Source organism: Micromonospora rubida, from assembly GCF_009908295.1.
Lineage (GTDB): Bacteria > Actinomycetota > Actinomycetes > Mycobacteriales > Micromonosporaceae > Micromonospora > Micromonospora rubida.
In genome coordinates this window covers 353,562-375,802 of record NZ_JAAALO010000002.1, presented here as the reverse complement: position 1 = coordinate 375,802, position 22,241 = coordinate 353,562, and the positions used below count along the sequence as shown (strand labels likewise).

General features: G+C 73.5%; 20 protein-coding genes. 10 read left to right on the top strand and 10 right to left on the bottom strand.

Features of this window, described 5'->3' with window-relative positions; genetic code table 11:
* The first annotated feature begins 47 nt into the window (after positions 1-47).
* Positions 48-1,010 (top strand): zinc-binding dehydrogenase, encoded by a 963-nt coding sequence (locus GVV04_RS06075; RefSeq protein ID WP_328822229.1) that lies wholly within the window; start codon positions 48-50, stop codon positions 1,008-1,010.
* A gap of 72 nt (positions 1,011-1,082) precedes the next feature.
* Here the strand turns inward: GVV04_RS06075 and GVV04_RS06070 are convergent, their stop codons facing one another.
* The 3 genes from GVV04_RS06070 to GVV04_RS06060 form a co-directional block, all read right to left on the bottom strand.
* A complete protein-coding gene (locus GVV04_RS06070) occupies positions 1,083-2,060 on the bottom strand; it encodes an alpha/beta hydrolase family protein (protein WP_161685357.1) in 978 nt (325 codons plus the stop codon).
* 64 nt (positions 2,061-2,124) lie between these two features.
* The gene (locus GVV04_RS06065; RefSeq protein WP_328822228.1) at positions 2,125-2,685 is read right to left on the bottom strand and encodes a nucleotidyltransferase domain-containing protein; all 561 of its coding nucleotides are present in this window, start codon (positions 2,683-2,685) and stop codon (positions 2,125-2,127) included.
* Positions 2,686-2,898: 213 nt separating this feature from the next.
* Positions 2,899-3,765: an alpha/beta hydrolase family protein gene (locus tag GVV04_RS06060; RefSeq protein ID WP_201753098.1), complete on the bottom strand. Its 867-nt coding sequence runs from the start codon at positions 3,763-3,765 to the stop codon at positions 2,899-2,901.
* A gap of 197 nt (positions 3,766-3,962) precedes the next feature.
* Here GVV04_RS06060 and GVV04_RS32110 point away from each other — a divergent pair, with 197 nt between their 5' ends.
* Positions 3,963-4,139 carry a hypothetical protein gene (locus GVV04_RS32110; RefSeq protein WP_201752981.1) on the top strand — a complete coding sequence of 59 codons (177 nt, stop codon included), beginning with the start codon at positions 3,963-3,965 and terminating at the stop codon, positions 4,137-4,139.
* Positions 4,140-4,255: 116 nt separating this feature from the next.
* Here GVV04_RS32110 and GVV04_RS06055 read toward each other — a convergent pair whose 3' ends face one another.
* Both GVV04_RS06055 and pta read right to left on the bottom strand, forming a co-directional pair.
* The gene (locus GVV04_RS06055; protein WP_161685351.1) at positions 4,256-5,374 is read right to left on the bottom strand and encodes an acetate/propionate family kinase; all 1,119 of its coding nucleotides are present in this window, start codon (positions 5,372-5,374) and stop codon (positions 4,256-4,258) included.
* Positions 5,371-7,440, bottom strand: a complete 2,070-nt coding sequence (gene pta / locus GVV04_RS06050; protein WP_161685348.1) for a phosphate acetyltransferase — start codon at positions 7,438-7,440, stop codon at positions 5,371-5,373. The genes GVV04_RS06055 and pta overlap by 4 nt, the downstream gene beginning before the upstream one ends.
* Before the next feature lie 158 nt (positions 7,441-7,598).
* Here pta and GVV04_RS06045 point away from each other — a divergent pair, with 158 nt between their 5' ends.
* Positions 7,599-8,024: a hypothetical protein gene (locus tag GVV04_RS06045; RefSeq protein ID WP_161685345.1), complete on the top strand. Its 426-nt coding sequence runs from the start codon at positions 7,599-7,601 to the stop codon at positions 8,022-8,024.
* Positions 8,021-8,587, top strand: a complete 567-nt coding sequence (locus GVV04_RS06040) for a TetR/AcrR family transcriptional regulator (RefSeq protein ID WP_161685342.1) — start codon at positions 8,021-8,023, stop codon at positions 8,585-8,587. The genes GVV04_RS06045 and GVV04_RS06040 overlap by 4 nt, the downstream gene beginning before the upstream one ends.
* 54 nt (positions 8,588-8,641) lie before the next feature.
* On the opposite strand, the gene GVV04_RS06035 is transcribed toward GVV04_RS06040, so the two are convergent.
* The 5 genes from GVV04_RS06035 to GVV04_RS06015 form a co-directional block, all read right to left on the bottom strand.
* Positions 8,642-8,821, bottom strand: coding sequence for a DUF6104 family protein (locus tag GVV04_RS06035; RefSeq protein ID WP_161685339.1), 180 nt, complete (start codon positions 8,819-8,821; stop codon positions 8,642-8,644).
* A gap of 118 nt (positions 8,822-8,939) precedes the next feature.
* Complete coding sequence (locus tag GVV04_RS06030; protein ID WP_161685337.1) at positions 8,940-12,698, bottom strand: multifunctional oxoglutarate decarboxylase/oxoglutarate dehydrogenase thiamine pyrophosphate-binding subunit/dihydrolipoyllysine-residue succinyltransferase subunit; 3,759 nt, start codon at positions 12,696-12,698, stop codon at positions 8,940-8,942.
* A 269-nt stretch (positions 12,699-12,967) separates the two neighbouring features.
* Positions 12,968-13,792: an ABC transporter permease gene (locus GVV04_RS06025; RefSeq protein ID WP_161685333.1), complete on the bottom strand. Its 825-nt coding sequence runs from the start codon at positions 13,790-13,792 to the stop codon at positions 12,968-12,970.
* On the bottom strand, positions 13,789-14,727 hold the full coding sequence (locus GVV04_RS06020; RefSeq protein ID WP_161685330.1) for an ABC transporter ATP-binding protein: 939 nt from the start codon (positions 14,725-14,727) through the stop codon (positions 13,789-13,791). Before GVV04_RS06020 ends, GVV04_RS06025 begins: the two co-directional genes overlap by 4 nt.
* A gap of 183 nt (positions 14,728-14,910) precedes the next feature.
* Positions 14,911-15,567, bottom strand: a complete 657-nt coding sequence (locus GVV04_RS06015) for a hypothetical protein (RefSeq protein ID WP_161686708.1) — start codon at positions 15,565-15,567, stop codon at positions 14,911-14,913.
* A gap of 176 nt (positions 15,568-15,743) precedes the next feature.
* On the opposite strand from GVV04_RS06015, the gene GVV04_RS06010 reads away from it, so the two are divergent.
* The 6 genes from GVV04_RS06010 to GVV04_RS05985 all read left to right on the top strand — a co-directional run bounded on the left by GVV04_RS06010 (position 15,744) and on the right by GVV04_RS05985 (position 22,002).
* Positions 15,744-16,577, top strand: coding sequence for a DUF4097 family beta strand repeat-containing protein (locus GVV04_RS06010; RefSeq protein ID WP_161685328.1), 834 nt, complete (start codon positions 15,744-15,746; stop codon positions 16,575-16,577).
* Positions 16,574-17,185, top strand: a complete 612-nt coding sequence (locus tag GVV04_RS06005; RefSeq protein WP_161685327.1) for a PadR family transcriptional regulator — start codon at positions 16,574-16,576, stop codon at positions 17,183-17,185. The genes GVV04_RS06010 and GVV04_RS06005 overlap by 4 nt, the downstream gene beginning before the upstream one ends.
* Before the next feature lie 76 nt (positions 17,186-17,261).
* Positions 17,262-17,963 (top strand): response regulator transcription factor, encoded by a 702-nt coding sequence (locus GVV04_RS06000; protein ID WP_161685324.1) that lies wholly within the window; start codon positions 17,262-17,264, stop codon positions 17,961-17,963.
* Positions 17,960-19,513, top strand: a complete 1,554-nt coding sequence (locus tag GVV04_RS05995; protein ID WP_161685321.1) for a sensor histidine kinase — start codon at positions 17,960-17,962, stop codon at positions 19,511-19,513. The genes GVV04_RS06000 and GVV04_RS05995 overlap by 4 nt, the downstream gene beginning before the upstream one ends.
* A gap of 62 nt (positions 19,514-19,575) precedes the next feature.
* A complete protein-coding gene (locus GVV04_RS05990; protein WP_161685318.1) occupies positions 19,576-21,150 on the top strand; it encodes a trypsin-like peptidase domain-containing protein in 1,575 nt (524 codons plus the stop codon).
* Between the two features lie 183 nt (positions 21,151-21,333).
* Positions 21,334-22,002 (top strand): BON domain-containing protein, encoded by a 669-nt coding sequence (locus GVV04_RS05985; RefSeq protein ID WP_161685315.1) that lies wholly within the window; start codon positions 21,334-21,336, stop codon positions 22,000-22,002.
* Positions 22,003-22,241 lie beyond the last annotated feature (239 nt).

Below are 22,241 nucleotides of genomic sequence, written 5' to 3'. Positions count from 1 at the left end.
TCCGGCAGGAGAAGGGGCCCTTCTTGACATGCCCGCTCCTTGCTACGGTGCGGACCATGCGTGCCGCCTTCGCGTCGAGCTTCGACGCCGACAACCCGCTCTCCGCGCTGACCGTCGGCGAGCGTCCCGAGCCGACCCACCCCGAGGACGACTGGGTCACCGTGCAGGTGCGGGCCAGCTCGCTCAACCACCACGACCTGTGGTCGCTGCGCGGCGTGGGGCTCGACGCGGACCGGCTGCCGATGATCCTCGGCTGCGACGCCGTCGGCACCGACCCGGACGGCAACGAGGTCGTGGTCTACCCGCTGGTCGCCGATCCGGGCGACCCGCGCGGGATGTCCATCCTCTCCGAGCGCTTCCCCGGGACCCTCGCCGAGCGGGTGGCCGTACCCCGGATGAACCTGCTGCCCCTGCCGGGCGGCGTGTCCGCCGCTGACGCCGCCTGCCTGCCCACCGCGTGGCTCACCGCCTGGCGGATGCTGACCACCAAGGGCCGGGTGGAGGACGCCGAGTCGGTGCTGGTCCAGGGCGCGGGCGGCGGCGTCGCCACGGCGGCCGTCGCGCTCGCCGTCGCGCTCGGCAAGCGGGTGTATGCGACCAGCCGCGACCCCGGCAAGCGGGAACGGATCACCGAGCTGGGGGCGACCGCGCTGGAGCCCGGCGCCCGGCTCCCGGAGCGGGTCGACGTGGTGGTCGAGACGGTCGGGGCGGCCACCTTCGACCACTCGCTGAAGTCGGCCGCGCCGATGGCCCGGATCGTGGTCTCCGGGGCGACCGCCGGGCACGAGCCGAAGGTCAACCTGCGTCGGGTCTTCGCCATGCAGCTGGAGATCCTCGGCACCTCGATGGGCACTCCGGGCGAGCTGACCGAGCTGCTGGCGTTCTGCGCCGAGCACGACGTGCGCCCGGTGGTGGACAGCGTGGTGCCGTTCAGCCGGGTCGAGGACGCCTTCGCCCGGCTGCACTCGGGCGACGTCTTCGGCAAGATCGTCATCGACCACACGGCCTGATCGGGCCCTCGGCCTGATCGGCCACACGGCCTGATCGGCCCTCGGCCGAAACGGGCCCCGGCGGGAGGGGCCTCACAGCCGGTCGTCGAGGGTGGCGAGGCCGCCCCGGGCGGCCTCGACCGGCAGCCGGCCCCTGGCCGCCGCGTCGCCGTACAGGGTCCAGCGGAGGAACTCGACGGTGGTGTCCGAGACCACCCGCAGGGCCGCGCCGTCGGTGAGCAGGGCGCGGCCGTGGTCGCCCTTCGGCAGGCTCAGCATCGCCTTGGGCCAGGGCACCCTGTCGTACGCCGCCCGGCCCGACGCGTAGCCGACCACCTCGTCGGCCTCGCCGTGCACGAAGAGCTGCGGCGCGGCGGCCCCGGCGAACGCCGTCCCCACGCCCAGGGCGGTGCCGGCGAAGACCACCCCGGCGTCCAGCCGGTCGTCCCGCCCGGCGGTGAACAGGCCGATCGTGGTCACCCCGCCGGCCGAGTGCCCCGCCGCGGCCACCCGGTCGGTGGCCAGCCGGCCGCGCAGCGGATCGCCCGCCTTCGCGTCGAGGGCGAGCACCCGGGTCAGCGCGTACGACACGTCGGCGGGCTGGTTGAGCACGTCCAACACGTTGCCGTCACCGCCCCGAGCGGTGTGCGGGAAGGTCGGCGCGGCCACCACGAGGCCGGCCGCCGACCAGCGGGTGAGCAGGGTCGCGTAGTCGTCCGGCCGGCCGTTGAGGCCGTGGCTGAACATCACCACGGGGAAACGGCCGGTCGCCGCGGGCGCGGACCGCTCCGCCGAGCCGCCGGCCGAACCCCGGGCCGGGTACCAGATCGTCACCGGCAGCGGCCGGTCGCCGTCGCGGTTCAGCTTGAGCTGGCGTACGCCGACCGCGAAGGACCCGCTCGGCGCGGTGCCGGCGGGCACGCGTGGCGCCGGGGTGGTCGCCTTCGGCGGCTCCGTCGGCTGCGTCGGCGCGACGGCGCGCTGGCTGGGCTCCGGCTCGCCCGAGCAGCCGACGACGCCGACGGTGAGCAGTGCGGCGGCGAGCAGGGCGGCGGTGCGGCGACGGGGCATGAACCCGATTGTGCCTCGCGGAGCGTGGCCGTCGGCCGGCATCGGACCACAGGCGAGCGGCCGATCACCCGGAATGCGGGGTCGGACCCGCTGGGCCGGTCGGACCCGCTCGGCCGGTCGGGGCCGCCGGACGCGTGGCGGCGGCGCGGAGGCGGGCGATGTCGGCGATGTCCTTCGAGCGACGGGGCCGCTGCGGCATCCAGATCGGATACATCTCCTTGAACTCGATCTGGGCGGCCACGGAGATGATCGGCGCGGTCAGGTCGCCGATCCGGCCGGGCGGCCCGTCGAGCATCCCCTCCGGCAGCGGCGTACCCGCCCAGGGCCCGCCGCCCACCACCAACCGCCCCGACGCGTCCCGAGTCAGGTACGCGAAGCTCAGCTCGACGTCGTCCCGCAGCAGGTCGAGCTGCGTGTCGACGGGCACCCGGGGATCCACCCGCCAGCCCCGGCCGAGCAGCGCGGCGCACAGCCGGTCGACGTCGTCGCGCCAGCAGTACCAGTCGACGTCGAGGTGCGGCCGGGTCACCTCGCCGAGGTGGAAGTCCATCGCCCACCCACCCCGCAGCCAAACCCCCATCCCACCCTCCCGAGCCACCTCCAGCACCTCGCCGATAGCCCTCACCTGCCGCCCCTCTACGCCCACCCCTCCCGTCACCCCAACCCAACCCCAACCCAACCCAACCCACCCCGCCACCCCTCACTCCCGCGATCTTGCACTTAGGGCCCACGATTCGCACCTTTCGCACTAAATGTCGGGGCGGCAACTGCAAGATCGCCGGAAACACCCTTAGCGAGGCAGGCCCGCGAGACAGGCCCATCTCGTCTGGGGCGGGGGTCAGAGGGGCGGGGTGGGGAGGCGGGGGAGCCAGGTGGTGGCGGGGGAGCGGGCGTCGGTGGGGAGGCGGTGGAGCGCGGTGGGGTCGCCGTAGAGGGCCCAGCGGAGGAAGTCCGTGGTGGTGGCGAGGACCTGGGGGAAGCCGGGGTGGCCGGGGGTCAGGTACGCGCCGTGGCCCTGGCCGGTGAGGGTGAGGAACGCGGCCGGGCCGGGCGTGCGGGCGTACGCGGCCCGGCCGACGGTCACCGGCACCACCGGGTCGGCGTCGCCGTGCACGAACAGCACCGGCGCGGAGGGACCGGCGAACGCGCCGGCCAGGCCGCCCCCGGCGATAACGACGCCCGCCCGCAGCCGGGGGGAGTGCCCGGAGGTGAGCATCCCGGCGCTGGTGAACCCGCCCGCCGAGTGCCCGGCTGCGGCGAACCGGGCGACGTCCAGGTGGCCGGCGAGCGGGTCGCCCCGGCGGGCGTCGAGGCGGACCAGGTGCCGGATCAGCCGCCAGCCGTCGGCCGGCTGGTTGCGCACGTCCGCCCGGGTGAACCGGGCCGCCCCGCGTCGGGTGTGCGGGTACGCCGGAGCGGCCACCACGAACCCGGCGGCGGCCCACCGGGTGGTCAGCGGGGCGTGCAGCTCGGGGAGGCTGCCCAGCCCGTGGCTGAACACGACGACCGGGAACCGGCCCCGGGCGACCCCGCCGGGGCCGGACGGAAACCAGACGGTCACCGGCAGCGGGCGCGCGCCGGCCGGGTCGAGCGTGAACGTCCGCACCCCGACCGGGTACGCCCCGGCGGGCGCGGACCGGGCGGGCGGCTCCCCGCCGGGAGCGGCGGCGGTGGCCGGGCCGCAGCCGACCAGCAGCGCCGTCATCAGCACGGCGATCAGCCGTCGCACCCCCACGCCCCCCACGCCCCCCACGGTAGGCGGCCCGGGGCCGGCGGGCCCCCGCCGTCCGGACCGGTCGGCGAAGCCACCCGGCGGGGGCGGCTCCCCCGATCCGGCGGTCCTGCGGCGATTCGCCAGCCTGGGGGCGGTTCGGCCGGGCCGCCTTGGTTATGGTCTGGCCCATGTCTGACAAGTACCTGGACCCGAGCGGCAACACAGAGCAGTTCCGGGCGTTCGCCCACGCGCCGGAGGCCGCCACCCCGACCGTCCCGACGGCGTCCCGGGCTCCCCTGATCGCCGGCGTCGCGGTCGTCGCGGTGGTGCTGGTGGCCGTGGTCGCCTGGCTGGCCCTGGCCTGACCGGCCCCGGCGACCCGGCCCGGCGGAGGCTCGGCTGGGCCTGACCGGCCGGGCCCGTGCTTGGCCGCTCGTGGTCTGGGCTTGGCCGGCCGGTGCCGGTGCTTGGCAGGGCGGGGTCAGTGGGCCGTCCCGGCCACCGTGCGGGTCTCCCGGGCGATCTCGCGCTCCTCGTCGGTGCCGATCACACAGACGGCGACCTCCATGCCGTCCGGGGAGATCACCCGGTCGCCGCTGCCGGCGTTGCGCCCCGGGTCGACGGCGATGCCGAGCCGCTCCAGCCCGGCCAGCGCGGCGGTCCGCACTGCGGCGGCGTGCTCGCCCACCCCCGCGGTGAAGGTGATCGCGTCCACCCGCCCGAGCAGGGCGTAGTACGCCCCGACGTACCCGGTGATCCGGCGGCGGTAGACGTCGAAGGCGAGCGCGGCGGCCGGATCACCGGCGTCGCGGCGGGCCAGCACCTCGCGCATGTCGTTGACCCCGGTCAGGCCGAGCAGGCCGCTGCGGTGGTTGAGCAGGTCGTCGATCTCGTCCACGCCCAGGCCGCCCTCGCGGCGCAGGTGGAAGATGATCGTCGGGTCGAGGTCGCCGCTGCGGGTGCCCATCACCAGGCCCTCCAGCGGGGACATCCCCATCGAGGTGGCCACGCTGCGCCCGCCCTGCACGGCGCAGGCGCTCGCCCCGTTGCCCAGGTGCAGGGTGATCGTGTTCAGCTCCTCGTACGGCCGGCCCAGCAGCTCGGCGGTGCGCCGGGAGACGTACGCGTGCGAGGTGCCGTGGAAGCCGTACCGGCGGATGTCGTACCGCCGGGCGATGTCCCGGTCGATCGCGTAGGTCGCGGCGGCCTCGGGCAGGGTGTGGTGGAACGCGGTGTCGAAGACGGCGACCTGCGGCACGCCGGGCAGCGCCTCGCGGGTGACCCGGATGCCGGCCAGGTTCGCCGGATTGTGCAGTGGGGCGAGCGGGACGAGGTCCTCGATCGCCGAGAACACCGCGTCGTCGATCAGCACCGGCTCGGCGAAGCGCCGCCCGCCGTGCACCACCCGGTGCCCGACGGCGGTGAGCCCGGCCAGGTCGAGCCGGTCGAGGATCTCCCGGACCGCCGTCTCGTGGTCGGCCGGGCCGCCCCCCGGCTCGCCGACCCGCTCCACCGTCCCGGAGTCGCGGGCCTCGTCGCCGTCGTACAGCCGGTACTTCACCGACGAGGAACCGCAGTTGAGGACGAGTACCCGAATCATGACGACTCCCCGGCGGCGGCCTGGATGGCGGTGATCGCGACGGTGTTGACGATGTCCGGGACGGTGGCGCCCCGGGACAGGTCGTTGACCGGCCGGCGCAGGCCCTGCATCACCGGGCCGACGGCCACCGCCCCGGCCGAGCGCTGCACCGCCTTGTACGTGTTGTTGCCCGTGTTCAGGTCCGGGAAGATGAACACCGTGGCCCGCCCGGCGACCGCGCTGTCGGGCAGCTTGGTGGCCGCGACCTTCGGGTCGATCGCCGCGTCGTACTGGATCGGGCCCTCCACCAGCAGTTCCGGGCGGCGCTCGCGGACCAGCCGGGTGGCCGCCGCGACCTTCTCCACGTCCGCCCCCGCCCCGGAGTCCCCGGTCGAGTACGACAGCATCGCCACCCGCGGCTCGATGCCGAACCGGGCGGCGGTGTCGGCCGAGGAGGTGGCGATGTCGGCGAGTTGGGCGGCGTCCGGGTCGGGGTTGACCGCGCAGTCGCCGTACACCAGCACCCGGTCGGCGAGCAGCATGAAGAAGACGCTGGAGGCCACCGAGAGCCCGGGCACCGTGCGGATGATCTCGAAGGCGGGGCGGATGGTCGCGGCGGTGGTGTGGGTGGCCCCGGAGACCATCCCGTCGGCGTGCCCGGTGTGCACCATCATCGTGCCGAAGTAGTTCGGCTGGGCCACCACGTCGTGGGCCAGCTCGACCGTCACGCCCCGGTGGGCGCGCAGCTTCGCGTACGCCTCGGCGAACTCGTCGCGCCACTCGCTGGTGGCCGGGTCGACCACGTCCGCGCCGGTGATGTCGATGCCGAGTTCCCGGGTGCGCCGGGCGACGTCGTCGGCGCGGCCCAGCAGGGTCAGGTCGGCCACCCCCCGGCGCAGCAGGATCTCCGCCGCGCGCAGGATGCGCTCCTCCGTCCCCTCGGGCAGCACCAGGCGCCGGCGGTTGGCCCGGGCCCGGTCGATCAGGTCGTACTCGAACATCAGCGGGGTGACCCGCTCGGAGCGGCTGACCCGCAGCCGACGGGACAGGGCTTCGGTGTCGACGCACCTCTCGAACGCGCCGAGGGCGGCCTCCACCTTGCGCGGGTTCGCGGCGCTGGGCCGCCCCTCGATCCGGCTGGACGCGGCCACCGTGTCGTAGCTGTCGCTGGGCACCGACAGCACCGCGAACCCGGTGTTCAGCCCCTCCACCAGCTTCATCGCCCGGGGGTCCGGCTGCTCGCCGAGGGTGAGCACCACGCCGGCCAGGGATACCTGCCCGGCGACGTGCGCGGCGCTCGCCGCCACCACCAAGTCGGCCCGGTCGCCGGGGGTGATCACCAGCGCGCCCTCGGTCAGGTGGTCGAGCAGGGTCGGCACGTGCGCCGCGCCGACCACGTAGTCGAGCACGTCGCGGCCGAGCGCGGCGTCGTCGCCGGCCAGCAGGGTGGCGCCGAGCGCCGCCGCCACCTCGGCCACCGTCGGCGCCGACACGGCCGGCACCTCCGGGATGGCGTACGTGGGGACGGGCAGTTCCGGCAGTGTCATCGGCCCCGGCACCCGGTTGGCGATCACCGCCAGCACCGTCGCCCCGAGGTCCTCCAGATCGTGGTACGCCCCACGCGCGGCGGCCGCGATCGCCTCCGGCTCCTGCCCGAAGCCGTCGATCACCGGCACCACCACGCTGCCGAACTCGGTGGCCAGCCGGGCGTTGAAGGCCAGCTCGCGGGGGCCCGCGCCGTCCCCGCCGTCGGCGAAGTCGCTGCCCACCACCACCATCGCCGGGCAGCGCCGCTCGACGTCCCGGTACCGCTCGACGATCCGGGAGATCAGCTCCTCCCGCCGGCCGTCGGCGACCAGCGCGCTCGCCTCGGCGTAGGTGCAGCCGTGCAGCTCGTCGACCGGGATCTCGATCCGGTAGCGCTCGGTGAGCAGGGCGAGGATCTGGTCGGGCCCACGGCCGGGGACCAGCGGCCGGAACGCGCCGATCCGTTCGACCTGCCGGGAGAGCAGCTCGGCGAGGCCGAGCGCGATGGTCGATTTGCCTCCGCCGGAACCGACGCTGGTCAGGTACACGCTGCGTGCCACGCTCTCACGTTACAAGATCGCGCTACCCCCCCGCTCGGGTCCTTCGGCCCGGTGCCGGTGGTCCGGAGGCGGGCGTCGCTGCGGGGCCTTGACCAGGCTAACGGCGTTCGCTAACGTCGTGGCTAACAGTGTTAGCCACACCTGAGGACGGTGCCGCGATGACCGCAATGACGACCATGGGAGCCCGACCCGCGACAACCGGCGGGGGGCCGGTCCGGGACCGGATCGGCCGGGCGCTGCTCTGGCTGGCCGCCGTGGCGGCGGTGGCGGCGGCGCTGGGCGCGTACGGCACCGTGGCCGACGCGGAGCCGGCCGGCACGGTGGTCGAGACGTGGCGGGCGTACGGCTTCGTGGTCTTCGCCGGGCTCTTCGCCCTGCTGGCCGTGCGTCCCCGGGGCTACCGGGGGGTGTGGCCGCTGGTCATCCTCCACAAGGTGGCCATGACCGTGACCGCGCTCGCCTACTCGCGCAACCCCGCGATCGAGGGGACCGGCACCATCCTGGCCTGGGACGGTGCCCTGTCGGTGCTGCTCGTCGTGGCGTTCGTGCTCTGCCGGGGCTGGGTGGCGGAGCCGCGTCGGTGACCCGCCGCGAGGAGATCGTCGACGTGGCCGAACGCCTGCTGGAGCGCGCCGGACCACAGGCCGTCACGATGCGCCGGCTCGCCGACGAACTGGGCATCCAGGCACCCTCGTTGTACAAGCACGTCGCGGGCAAGCACGAGATCGAGGCCGCCCTGCAACAGCGGGCCCTGCAGCGGCTCGGCGCGACCCTGGAGGCTGCACCCGATCTGCCCTCGCTCGCCGTCGCCTACCGCGCCTGGGCGCTGCGGCATCCCCGGTTGTACGAGATCGCCACCCGGCTGCCGCTGGCGCGCGAGCGCCTCGCACCCGGCGTGGAGGCGGCTGCCGCCGTACCGCTGCTCCGGATGACCGGGGGAGACCTGACCGAGGCGCGCGTGCTCTGGGGCCTGGCGCACGGGCTGGTCGACCTCGAACTGGCCGGACGGTTCCCGCCCGGGGCTGACGTCGACGCGGTCTGGGCGCGCGCCTTCGCCGAGCGGGCCGGTGACGCTCGGGCCGCTCCTTCCGATGCAGTCGAACCCCCCGACCCCGGGCCGGCCGAAAGCGGCGCGGCCGGATCGTGACCGGACCGGGTCGGGCCGGCGTCGGGTGGCACGCCCCCGCAGCGGTACCGGCGGCTACTCGTCGTCGGGGTCGTCGAGGCGGGCGAGCCAGGTGGCGAAGCGCTCGATCGGCGTCTCGAACTCGGGGAACAGGTCCACGAAGTCGCGCAGGCGCTCGCCCAGCCACTCCACGCTCACCTGCTCCTCGCCTCGGCGCTCGACCAGTTCCTCGATCCCGCGATCGGTGAAGTACATCCGTACGTCCTCATTCCTGGGCCCGGCCGGCGGCCGGGTCGGGTGGTCCGCCGACGCGAGCGGGGCAGCGGGCCGTCGTGGTGACGGTCGCTGCCCCGCTGCGCGCGGTGCGGTCAGGTCACGGGCGGGGCAGGGCCGCCTCGATCAGCGCGTTCAGCTCGACCTCGTGCGTCTTGGCCGAGCCGACCGCCGGGGCGGCGGCGGCCGGGCGGGAGATGCGGCGCAGCCGGATCTCGCTCAGGTGCTCCAGCAGGTTGAGCGCGACGAAGCTCCACGCGCCCTGGTTGGCCGGCTCCTCCTGCACCCAGGCGTAGTCCTCGGCGTTCGGGTACTGCGCCAGGGCGGCCCGGATCTCCTCGACGGGCAGCGGGTAGAGCTGCTCCATCCGGATGATCGCGGTGTCGGTGACGCCCCGGTCGGCCCGGGCCTGGAACAGGTCGTAGTAGACCTTGCCCGAGCAGAGCAGCACCCGCTTCACCTGCTCCGGCGCCGGAGCGGCGGTGTCGGGCAGCACCGGCTGGAAGGTGCCGGTGGCGAAGTCCTCGACCGGGGACACGCAGAGCTTGTGCCGCAGCAGCGACTTCGGCGTGAACACCACCAGCGGCTTGCGCTTGGGCGACAGCGCCTGGCGGCGCAGCAGGTGGAAGTAGCTCGCCGGGGTGGTCGGGATGGCCACCCGCATGTTGTCCTCGGCGCAGAGCTGGAGGAACCGTTCCGGGCGGCCGGAGGTGTGGTCCGGGCCCTGGCCCTCGTGGCCGTGCGGCAGCAGCAGGGTGACCGCAGAGCGCTGGCCCCACTTCACCTCGCCGGAGGAGATGAACTCGTCGATCACCGACTGGGCGCCGTTGACGAAGTCGCCGAACTGGGCCTCCCAGCAGACCAGCGCGTCGATGTTCTCCACCGAGTAGCCGTACTCGAAGCCCATCGCCGCGTACTCGCTGAGCAGCGAGTCGTGCACGAAGAACCGGGACCGCTCGCCGTCGGCGGTGAGTGACTGCAACGGCAGGTGGTCGGCGCCGGTCTTGGCGTCCACCACGGACGCGTGCCGCTGCACGAACGTGCCACGGCGCGAGTCCTGCCCGGCGAGCCGGACGGTGACGCCGTCGTGCAGCAGCGCGCCGAAGGCGATGATCTCGCCGAAGCCCCAGTCGATGTTGCCCTCGACGGACATCTTGGCCCGCCGGTCGAGCAGCTGCTGGATCCGCTTGTGCGGGGTGAAGCCCTCCGGCAGGTTGACGTGGGCGTCGCCGACCGCCTTGACCACGTCGACGCTGGTGGCGGTCTCCACCTGCGGCTCGGGCTCGTCCTCGCGGCGCTGCCGGGCCGGCTGCTTCGGCGCCGAGGCGGCGTCCCGGGTGGCCTTGAAGACCCGCTCCAGCTGCGACTGGTAGTCGCGCAGCAGCTCCTCCGCGTCCTCCACGGTGATGTCGCCCCGGCCGATCAGCTCCTCGGTGTACAGCTTCCGGACCGACCGCTTCGAGTCGATGATCTGGTACATCTGCGGGTTGGACATCGACGGGTCGTCGCCCTCGTTGTGCCCGCGCCGGCGGTAGCAGACCATGTCGATCACGACGTCCTTGTTGAACGCCTGCCGGTACTCGAACGCCAGCCGGGCGACCCGGACCACGGCCTCGGGGTCGTCGCCGTTGACGTGCAGGATCGGCGCCTCGATCATCCGGGCCACGTCGGTGCTGTAGAGGCTGGACCGGGAGTGCTCCGGTGCGGTGGTGAAGCCGACCTGGTTGTTGACCACCACGTGCACCGTGCCGCCGGTGCGGTAGCCGCGCAGTTGCGACAGGTTCAGCGTCTCGGCGACCACGCCCTGACCGGCGAAGGCGGCGTCACCGTGCACCGCCAGCGGCAGCACCGTGTACCCCTCCAGCTTGAGGTCGATCCGGTCCTGCTTGGCCCGGACGATGCCCTCCAGCACCGGGTCGACGGCCTCCAGGTGCGACGGGTTCGCCACCACCGACACCTTGACGGCGTGCTCGCCGTCCGGGGTGGTGAACTTGCCGTTCTGGCCGAGGTGGTACTTCACGTCGCCCGAGCCCTGGGTGGAGCGCGGGTCGAGGTGCCCCTCGAACTCCGAGAAGATCTTCTCGTACGGCTTGCCGACGATGTTGGCCAGCACGTTGAGCCGGCCGCGGTGGGCCATGCCGATGACGACCTCGTCGAGCCCCGCCTCGGCGGAGGACTCCAGCACCTCGCCGAGCAGCGGGATCAGCGACTCGCCGCCCTCCAGCGAGAAGCGCTTCTGGCCGACGTACTTGGTCTGCAGGAAGGTCTCGAACGCCTCGGCGGCGTTGAGCCGGTTGAGCACGTGCTTCTGCTCGTCGGTGCTGGGCTTCTCGTACTTGCGCTCGATCCGCTCCTGGATCCAGCGCCGCTCCTCCGGGTCCTGGATGTGCATGTACTCCACGCCGACCCGGCGGCAGTACGAGTCGCGCAGCACGCCGAGGATGTTCCGCAGCTTCATCCGCTGCTTGCCGGCGAAGCCGTTGACCGGGAAGACCCGGTCCAGGTCCCACAGGGTCAGCCCGTGCTGGAGCACGTCCAGGTCGGGGTGCTTGCGGATCTTGAATTCCAGCGGGTCGGTGTCGGCCATCAGGTGGCCGCGCACCCGGTACGCGTGGATCAGCTCGTGCACCCGCGCGGTCTTGTTGATCTGGCCCTCGGAGTCGACCGCGACGTCCCGCATCCAGCGCACCGGCTCGTACGGGATGCGCAGCGAGGTGAAGATCTGGTCGTAGAAGCCGTGCTCGCCGAGCAGCAGCTCGTGCATGACCTTGAGGAACTCGCCGGACTGCGCGCCCTGGATGATCCGGTGGTCGTACGTGCTGGTCAGGGTGATGATTTTGCTGACGGCCAGCTCGGCCAAGGTGGCCTCGCTCATCCCCTGGTACGGCGCCGGGTACTCCATCGCGCCGACGCCGATGATCGCGCTCTGCCCGTTCATCAGGCGCGGGATCGAGTGCACCGTGCCGATGCCGCCCGGGTTGGTCAGCGAGATCGTGGTGCCGGAGTAGTCGTCCATGGTCAGCTCGTTGCGCCGGGCGCGACGGACCACGTCCTCGTACGCCTGCCAGAACTGCCGGAAGTCCATCCGCTCGCAGCCCTTGATCGACGGGACCACGAGGTTGCGGGAGCCGTCGGGCTTGGCCAGGTCGATCGCGATGCCCAGGTTGACGTGCTCGGGGCGGACCACCGCCGGCTTGCCGTTGACCTCGGCGAAGGAGTTGTTCATCTCCGGGTGCTCGACGAGCGCCCGGACCATCGCGTACCCGATCAGGTGGGTGAAGCTGGCCTTGCCGCCTCGCCCGCGGGCGAGGTGGTTGTTGATCACGATGCGGTTGTCCACCAGCAGCTTGGCCGGGACGGAGCGCACGCTCGTCGCGGTCGGCACGCTGAGCGAGGCGTCCATGTTCTGGACGATCTTCGCGGCGACGCCGCGCAGCGGGGTGGTCTGCGGGCCGGAGACGGCCGGCTTCGCCGGGGCGGCCTTGGCTGCCGGGGCGGGCTTCGCCGGGGCGGCCTTCGCCGGGGCCGGCTGCGCGGCGGGCTTCGTGGCCGGCTCCGCCTTCGGCGCGGCGGCCTTCGCCGGGGTCGGCTCGGCCTTCGCGGCCGGCCGGGCGACGGTGGCGCTGGCCTCCTGCTGCCCGGCGGGCTCCGGCGCGGCGGCAGCCGCCTTGCCGGCCTGGCCGTCGGGGCGCGGCGTGGCGGCGCCGGGCGCCGGCCGGTAGTCGGCGAAGAAGTCATGCCAGGCCGAATCGACGCTGCTTGGGTCGGCGAGGTAGCGCTGGTACATCTCCTCGACGATCCACTCGTTCGGGCCGAAACCCGCCAGTGGGTTCTCCTGCGAAGTCTGCTGGGTCGACACGGCCGGTAATCGCCTCTTTCACGCGGGTTTGTGTGTCACGCGGTGCCAGCCATCGCCCCGGTACGCGGGCGGACGGAAGACGGCTCCCAGGCTACGCCGTAGGACCACGCTAGGCATTTCCGGCTCCGGCGCGTGGTCCGTTTCACAGAAGATGCAGAAGTCCGGGGTACGCCGCGTGTCCAGTTGACCGCCGGCTGGAACGGGCCCGGCCCCGGTACGCGATCTGGTGATCACGTACCGGGGCCGGGTCGCCGCGTCGACCGCAGGCGTCAGGAGATGTCGCGCCGCCGGAGGGTGAGGGCGCCGATCACGCCGGCCAGCACGGCGTACCCGATCAGCACCGCCGCCCCCACCCAGCGGGGCGGGTTGCCCGGGATCTCGGCCCCGCTGACCATCAGCGACGACGCCAGCGACGGCACCGCCACCTGGAGCTTGTTGATCCACTCGCCGTACTTGGAGGCCAGGAGGGCCAGCACGGCGATGGCCCCGATCGAGCCACCCAGGTAGAGCAGGATGCCGGTGACCGTCGCGCCGATCTGGCTGCGGATCAGCACCCCGATCCCGACCCCGAGCACCGACCAGAGCAGGTACGCCAGCGCGTTCAGGCCGACCGCCCGCCAGACCGCGCCGCTGCCGAACTGGGCGCCGACGTCCACGCTGTTCAGGATCAGCGCGCCGAACACCAGGTTGAGCGCGGTGGTGACCAGCCAGAACAGCATCGCGATCACGGCCCCGGCGACCAGCTTCGCCATCATCACCGCCGTGCGGTGCGGCGCCGTGAGGAACGTGGTGGTCACCGTCTGGTGGAAGAACTCGCTGGTCACCACGATGATGCCCAGCAGCATCACGATGAGCAGCCCGAAGAACTGGCCGTTGGTGTAGATGTTGGCGGCCAGGCTGTCCGCCGACTGCACGGCCTGGATCTGGTCGGCCTGCTCGGCCGGCACGTCTTCGAGTGTCCCGCCGGCCAGCGCGTCGGTCTGCAACCAGTTGAACAGCAGGGCGAGGATCCACAGCGGCAGCGAGATGAGCCCGAAGATCCACCAGGTGCTGGTAGTACGGATCTTGAGCAGCTCGGATCGGACGAGGTTCATCGGATGCCCGCCTTTCCGGCCGTCAGCTCCAGGAAGACCCGTTCCAGGTCGGGTCGCTCCGGGGTCAGTTCGTGCAGTTCCACCTTCGCGGCCAGGGCGACCTTGCCGATGGCCGGGGCGTCCAGCCCGCCGACCAGGAGCACGCCGTGTTCGCCGGTCTCCACCGTCGCGGACTGCGCGCGCAGCGCCGCGACCAACTCGTCGGCCTGCGGGGTGCGCACCCGCACCTGGCCGCCCTGCGCCATCGAGCCGAGCACCTGCTCGACCGGCCCCTGCCGGATCAGCTTGCCGGCCGCGATGATCACCACGTCGTCGGCGAGCAGCTGCATCTCCGACAGCAGGTGGCTGGAGACCAGCACCGTGCGGCCCTCGTGGGCCAGGCCCTTGAGGAAGCCACGCATCCACCGGATGCCCTCCGGGTCGAGCCCGTTCGCCGGCTCGTCGAGGATCAGCACCCGGGGGTCGCCGAGCATCGCGGCGGCGATGCCGAGGCGCTGCTTCATGCCCAGCGAGTAGCCCTTGAACTTGCGCTTCGCCGCCGGGGTCAGCCCGACCAGGGCGAGGGCCTCGTCGGCCCGCTGCTTCGGCAGCCCGGCCGCCGCGCAGATCACCCGCAGGTGGTTGATCCCGGTGCGGCCCTTGTGCGCGCTGGACGCCTCCAGCACCGCGCCGACGTGGCGCAGCGGGTCGGCCAGGTCGACGTACCGCTGGCCGCCGATGGTCGCACCGCCGCCGCTCGGGGTGACCAGGTTCAGCAGCATGCGCAGCGTCGTGGTCTTGCCGGCGCCGTTCGGGCCGAGGAAGCCGGTCACCCGCCCCGATGCGACCGTGAACGACAGATTGTCGACCGCCCGGACGTTCTTGTACTGCTTCGTCAGGCCGGACACCACGATCTGACCGCTGTCGGTGGTGGGGCTTCGCTGCCCGTCAGACATCGTTCTCCTCCCGTGCGTGGCGCGTGGACGCGCCGACGTGTGCGGCGCTGTTGCGGATGCGCCGTCGCACAGCGTGGCAAGACGGCGCAACCAGGTCAATCAGGCGCGACACCTACACCCGGCTCCGTCTCAGGCAGGAGGGCATCCTCCCCAGGGACGAGACGCCCGGTGTCGCCCGCCGGGTCACGCCCCGGGCAGCGCGATCCAGGTGGCCCGGGCGCGGCCCAGCAGGCGGCCGTCGGGGCCGTACAGGGTGGTGCGGACCAGCGCCTTGCGCCCCCGGGTGTCGTCCGCCACGCCGGTGACCACGCACTCGTCGCCCGGGGCCGGCAGCGCGTCCAGCACGACGGCGATCCGGCCGAGCACGTACGGGCGGCCGGGGCCGATCACGGCCCAGCCCCCGGAGCAGTCCAGCGCCGCCCAGACCGTCTCGGGAGTGGCCTCGGCCGGAACGGTGAACGGCGCGGCCGTCCGCCCGTCCGGCAGCCGGCCGGGAAAGATCCGCAGGCCGTCGACCCGGTCCGGCCCGCAGACGTAGCAGCCGGGAAAGGGATGCTCAGCCAGCCCGGGGTACGCCGCCGCGGCGGCCCGCGCCGTGCCGAGGTTCACCGGCGGCACCGCCTCCGGGGTGTCCCCGGCCGGCCGCACCTCGGCGACGAGCCGGCCACCGGGGTCGCGGACCTCCCCGCCGGCCACGGTCAGCGGGGTCTCCAGCGGCGGCGGCTGCCGCAGCGTCACCTCGACCGGCCCGTCGTGCCCAGCAGCGGCGGCGAGGGCGGCGGCGGCCCAGCCGCCGTTGCCCGAGCCGGGCGGCCCGTTGAATCGCGCCGGAATGATCACTGTCATGGACGGTCCCTCCTGGCGTCGCCGGTGACGCGGACCACCATCTCATCCCGCCCGGCGGCGTCCTTCCGGACGCCTTCCCGACACGCGACAGCCTTGCTCAGTCGCGATGTATCGCGTTACATTTCCTTCGCGGACGCGCCGCTCGGGCACGTCCGGCCGGGGAGGAAACCATGGCCAGTTGGACTGTCGACAGCCCGCAGCGACTCACCCTGGACGAGCCGGTCACCTCGCTGAAGGTCAACCTGGTCTCCGGGCGGCTCAACGTGGTCGGCACGGACGGCCCGGCCCGGGTGGACGTCACCCGGATCAGCCGTCGGCCGGTGATCGTCGAGCACCGGGACGGCGTGCTGACCGTCCGGCACGAACGGCACCCGAGGAGGCCCGGGATGCTCTGGTGGCTCGGTCAGCTCGTCCAGCGCTTCCGGGCCGACGTCTCGATCGCCGTCCCCGCCGAGGTGCCAACCGGCCTGACCCTGGTCGTCGGGGCACTGGTCGCCTCCGGCCTGAGCCGGCAGACCCAGGCCAAGGTCACGACGGGGCAGATCACCCTGATGGGCGTCCGGGGCCGGACCACCGCGAAGATCGTTTCCGGGCGGGTGGAGGCGCTGGACGCCGCCGGCGACCTGATCCTGGAGACGGTCTCCGGCGAGGTGGTCCTCGCCGACAGCGCCGCCGCCACGGTCCGCGCGCACACCGTCTCCGGCAAGATCACCTGCGACCTGGACAACCCGCGCGACGGGGAGATCCGGCTCGACACCATCTCCGGCGCCATCACCGTCCGGGTCCGCCGGGACAGCGACCTCGCCGTGCACCTGCACACCACCTCCGGCCGGATCACCAGCGGGTTCCCCGAGGTGCGCGACCGGGCCAGGCTGGGCGGAGTGCGGGACAGCGAGGGGGTCATCGGCACGGGCGCGGGTAAGCTCTGGGCGTCCGCGACCTCCGGCAGCATCGCGCTGCTCGCCCGCCCCGTCGACGACGAAAAGGAGGAGGAGTTGCCGTGACCGCCGTGTTCAGCCACGGGCGGCTCCGGCTCTACCTGCTCAAGCTCCTCGACGACGGCCCCAAGCACGGGTACGAGCTGATCCTCCTGCTGAAGGACCGCTTCCTCGGCCTGTACGCGCCCAGCGCCGGCACCATCTATCCCCGGCTCCAGCGGCTGGAGGTCGAGGGGCTGGTGACCCACACCGCCGCCGGTGGTCGAAAGGTCTACGAGATCACCGAGCCGGGCCGGGCCGAGCTGCGCCAGCGGGCCGGCGAGCTGGCCACCCTGGAGTCCGACATCAGCGCCTCCGTGGCGGACCTCTCCGCCCTGGCCGGCGAGATCCGCTCCGAGGTGCGCGGCTCGGTCCAGGACCTCAAGCGGGAGCTGCGCGAGGCCACCCGGCAGACCCGGCGTGCCAGGTGGGAGCCGCCGAACCCGGGCCCGGCGCGGCCGGCCGCCCCGGCGGGGGAGTCGCCCCTGCTGGGCGAGTTCGACCAGCGGCTGGCCGCGTTCACCGTCGAGGTCGGCGGCCTGGTCCGCGCCGGCCAGCCCAGCGACGCCCAGCTCCGCACGGCGATCCGGGTGCTCGACGGCGCCCTGGACGGGCTGCGCCACCTGCTGCGCTGACCGGCCCGGCGGGCTCTCAGGGTTTTTCCAGCAACCGCCCAGCGTGGGCGCAGCCATGTCACGGATGATGGACGGCATGGCCGCTACCCAGACCGAGGCGCGACTGCTCGTCGTCGAGGACGACCCCAACATCCTCGAACTGCTCTCCGCGAGCCTCCGCTTCGCCGGCTTCGACGTGGCGACCGCGACCAGCGGGAGCGCCGCGCTGAGCGCCGCCAAGGACCACCGCCCCGACCTGGTGGTCCTCGACGTGATGCTGCCCGACCTCGACGGGTTCGAGGTCATCCGGATGCTCCGCGAGGGCGGCACACGCACCCCGGTGGTCTTCCTGACCGCCCGGGACGCCACCGACGACAAGATCCGCGGGCTGACCCTGGGCGGCGACGACTACGTCACCAAGCCGTTCAGCCTGGAGGAGTTGACCGCCCGGATCCGGGCCGTGCTGCGCCGGACGGCCAGCGGCGAGCAGGCCCCGTCCCGGCTCACCTTCGCCGACCTGGAGCTGGACGAGGAGACCCACGAGGTGCACCGGGCCGGGCAGCGGGTGCAGCTCTCGCCGACCGAGTTCAAGCTGCTGCGGTACCTGATGCTCAACGCCAACCGGGTGCTGTCCAAGGCGCAGATCCTCGACCACGTGTGGAACTACGACTTCCGGGGCGACGACAACATCGTCGAGTCGTACATCTCCTACCTGCGGCGCAAGGTCGACAACACCCAGCCCCGCCTGATCCACACCCTGCGCGGAGTGGGGTACGTCCTGCGCAAGCCGGCGGCGTGAGCGTCGTATCGGAGGCGAAGGGCAGGCTGCGCGGCGTCCCTCTGCGGATCAAGCTGGTCGCGGCGGTGCTGGCCCTGGTCGCCGCCGCACTGGTGGTGATCAGCTCGCTGACCACGTACTTCCTGCACAATTACCTGATCGGCCAGGTGGACGGCGAGTTGCAGTCGGCCAGCACCCAGGTCGGTGGCGTGCTCCCCGACCTGGAGGCCCGCCGTGCGCTGGCGACGCTGCCCACCGACTACGTCGTCGCGCTCGCCGACGAGAACCAGGCCCGGTTCATCGGGTACGACCGCAGCTTGCTAGCGGACAACCTGCCGCCGATCCCGGCCGACCTGGCCGGCTTCCGCGCCGAGGAGGGCGAACCGTTCAACGTTCAGGCACAGGACCGGGGGGGCCGCTGGCGAATGCTCTACCGGGAGCTGTCGGATGGCCGGGTGCTCGCCGTCGGGCAGCACCTGACTGACGTGGACCTGGCGGTAAAGCGGCTGGTCTGGATAGACCTCCTGGTCGGCGGGGCGGTGCTGATTCTGCTCGCCTCCATCGGCGCGGCGATCGTGCGGACCAGCCTCAAGCCGCTGGTGGACATCGAACGCACCGCCGGGGCCATCGCCGGCGGCGACCTGACCCGGCGGGTGCCCGACCCGGAGGAGGGGCAGCCCTTCCCCACCTCGGAGCTGGGGCGGCTGTCCCGGGCGCTGAACACGATGCTCGCCCAGATCGAGGCCGCGTTCACCGCCCGCGCCGCCTCGGAGATCGCCGCCCGCTCGGCCGAGGCGGGCGCCCGCGACGCGGCAGCCGCCGCCCAGGCGTCCGAGACCCGGGCCCGGCGCTCCGAGGAGCGGATGCGGCAGTTCGTCGCCGACGCCTCGCACGAGCTGCGTACGCCACTGACCACCATCCGGGGCTTCGCCGAGCTGTACCGACAGGGTGCCGCCCGGGCCCCCGAGGAGACCGCCGGCCTGCTGCGCCGGATCGAGGACGAGGCGTCCCGGATGGGGCTGCTGGTGGAGGATCTGCTGCTGCTCGCCCGGCTGGACCGGGAGCGCCCGCTCTCGCTCGCCCCGGTGGAGCTGCCGCTGCTGGCCGGCGACGCCGTGCAGGCTGCCCGGGTGGTGGCCCCCGACCGGCGGATCGAGCTGGAGATCGAGCCCGGCTCCGGGCCGCTGGTGGTCCTCGGCGACGACGCCCGGCTGCGCCAGGTGATCGGCAACCTGATGACCAACGCGCTCACCCACACCCCGTCGGACGCCTCGGTGACCCTGCGGCTGCGTACCGAGCCGGGGAACCTGGCGGTGGTCGAGGTCGCGGACACCGGCCGCGGGCTCTCCCCGGAACAGGCCGAGCGGGTCTTCGAACGCTTCTACCGGGCCGACGCCGCCCGCACCCGGCGGGCCGGCGGGGCCACCGGGACCGGGCTGGGCCTGGCCATCGTGGCGGCGTTGGTGGCCGCCCACCACGGCGCCGTCGAGGTCGCCGAGACCCCCGGCGGGGGCGCGACCTTCCGGGTTCGGCTGCCGCTGCTGCCGGACATCGACGATTCGGGCGAGTGACTTTCAGGCAACTTCCAGGCGGGTTCCAGGCTGATCGCAGTGGCAGGGGAGAAGGTGTACACATGACCGAGTACGAGACCGACCCGCAGCGGCGGACGGCGCCCTCCGACGCCGAGCCGTCGTACCCCACCGCCGAGCTGTCCCGCGTCGAGCCCGGGCAGTCCGACTCCCCGGCCGTCGAGCCGTCCGCCCCGGCCGCGCCGGCCGCCCCCACGACCCCATCCCCCGTCTCGGCTGACGCGCCCGCCACCTCGGCTGACGCGCCCGCCGTCCCCCACGCTCCGGTCTCCGGTCCGGCCGCTCCGGTCTCCGGCCCCGGCCCGCACCCGTACGGCGGTTACGCACCGCCGGCCGCCCCCCCGTCCGCCCCGCCGTACCCGGTCGCCGGGCAGCAGCAGCCGGCCGGGCAGTACCCGAACAGCCCCTGGCAGCCCGGGCAGCAGTCCGGCTGGTCGGCGGGGGGCCAGCACGGGCCGGCGACCCCCGGGTACGGCCCGCCCGCCGGGAGTCCCGCGTACCCGGGCGGCCCGGTGCCGCCGCAGTACCCCGGCCAGCAGGTCCCGCAGTGGGCGCAGGGCCCGGCCCCGAAGCCGAGCCGGATCGCCAAGCTGGCCGGCGCGGGCGTCGCGGTGTTCGCGCTGATGCTCGGCTCCGGCGTCGCCGGTGGCGCGCTCGCGCTCGCCGTGGACGGCGACTCGGGCGGGGTCACCCGCACCTACTCCGCCGCACCGGTGATCAACAGCGCCGACCTGCCGAAGATCGCCGCCGCCGTGCAGGACAGCGTGGTCTCGATCACCACCGGCAGCGGCGAGGGCTCCGGCGTGATCCTGAGCGCCGACGGCTACGTGCTCACGAACAACCACGTGGTGGCCTCCGCCAGCGGCGACACCGTGCGGGTGGTCTTCGCCGATGGCAAGACCGCCGAGGCGAAGATCGTCGGCACCGACCCGAAGACCGACCTGGCCGTGGTGAAGGCCACCGGGGTCAGCGGCCTCAAGGCCGCCAAATTCGGCGACAGCGACGGCATGCAGGTCGGTGACCAGGTGCTGGCCCTGGGCAGCCCGCTGGGTCTGCAGGGCTCGGTCACCGCGGGCATCGTCAGCGCCCGGGACCGCACGATCCAGGCCGGCGAGGGCCAGCAGCAGGATCCGAGCCAGGGCGTCAGTTCGATCGCCGGGCTGCTCCAGACCGACGCCCCGATCAACCCGGGCAACTCCGGCGGCGCGCTGGTCAACACCCGGGGCGAGGTGATCGGCATCAACACGGCCATCGCCACCTCCGGGCAGAGCACCGGCAACATCGGCGTCGGCTTCGCCATCCCGAGCAACAAGGCCAAGGACGTCGCCGGGAAGCTCCAGCGCGGCGAGAAGGTCAGCCACCCCTCGCTCGGGGTGAGCGTGAGCCCGGGCGAGGACGGCGGCGCGGTGGTCGCGACCGTCACCCCGGGCAGCGCCGCCGAGAAGGCCGGCCTCCAGCGGGGCGACGTGATCACCAAGTTCGGCGACACGGTGGTCAACGACTCCAACGATCTGGTGGGCGCCGTCCAGGCCGGCAAGGTCGGCGATCGGGTCGAGGTGAAATATCAGCGAAATGGATCGGCGGCGACGGCAACCGTAACGCTCTCCGAGACGTCGTAACACCAATAGACCTACCTCCTCCGGGGCGGTGGGTGGCGGAGCCAAGGGGGTTGGCTCCGTCACCCACCGCCTTTTTCCCTGTTCCAGCCCGTCCCCGCCCCGCTCCCACCCGATCCGGGTGAGCCGGTCTCACCCCCTCGCCGGGCACGGTGACCACGCGCGGTGGCGCGGAAGGGGGAACCAATGGACACGGCTACGAGCACCCGGACCGATCCGCAGATCCACCGCGACGTCCTCGCGGAGCTGGACTGGGATCCCCAGGTCCCGCCGACCGTGGTCGGGGTGGCCGTGCTGCACGGCGTGGTCACCCTCACCGGCTCGGTGGACAGCTACGCCCACCGCTGGGCGGCCGTGCGGTGCGCCCAGCGGATCCGCGGCGTCCACGCGGTCGCCGACGACATCGAGGTACGCCCGCCGGACCTCCCCGGGCAGACCGACACCGAGCTGGCCCTCGCGGCCGGGCGGGCCCTGGAGTGGGACAGCTTCGTGCCGGCCGAACGGCTGGACGTCACCGCCGCCAACGGGTGGCTGATCCTGCGGGGCGAGGTGGAGTTCGGCTGGCAGCGGCGTACCGCCGAACGGGAGCTGCGCCGGCTGCGGGGCGTGCGCGGGGTGACCAACCTGGTCGAGGTCGGCCCCGCGCGGCGGCCGACCGGCGAACCCGCCCGGCAGGACGTGCAACGGGCCGTGTCCCGGATTCTCGGCGAGCGGGTGCAGGCCCGGGTGCGCGGCGACACCGTGGTCCTCAGCGGCGTCGTCCGCTCCTGGTGGGAACGGGACGAGGCGGCACGGATCGCCTGGTCGGCCCCGGGGGTGCGGGCCGTCGACGACCGGCTCGTGGTGGCCGGCTAGCTGGGGCTTGTCGAATTCGGTGTCGGCGTACCCGCTCAGCGCCGCCCTACCCGCCAGGCATTCATGCACCCCGCCCAGCATCCGGCGCGGGCCACGCGGGCGCCGTGCGGTCGGTTTGACCACCGTCCCGGGCGGGAAAGCGTCGCCGATCACGCGCACTGGGACCACAACGGGGAGGACTCGTGGCCGTGAACGACCTGCCGTCCGACCGCTCGGGGGAGCACCCGTTGAGGATCGCG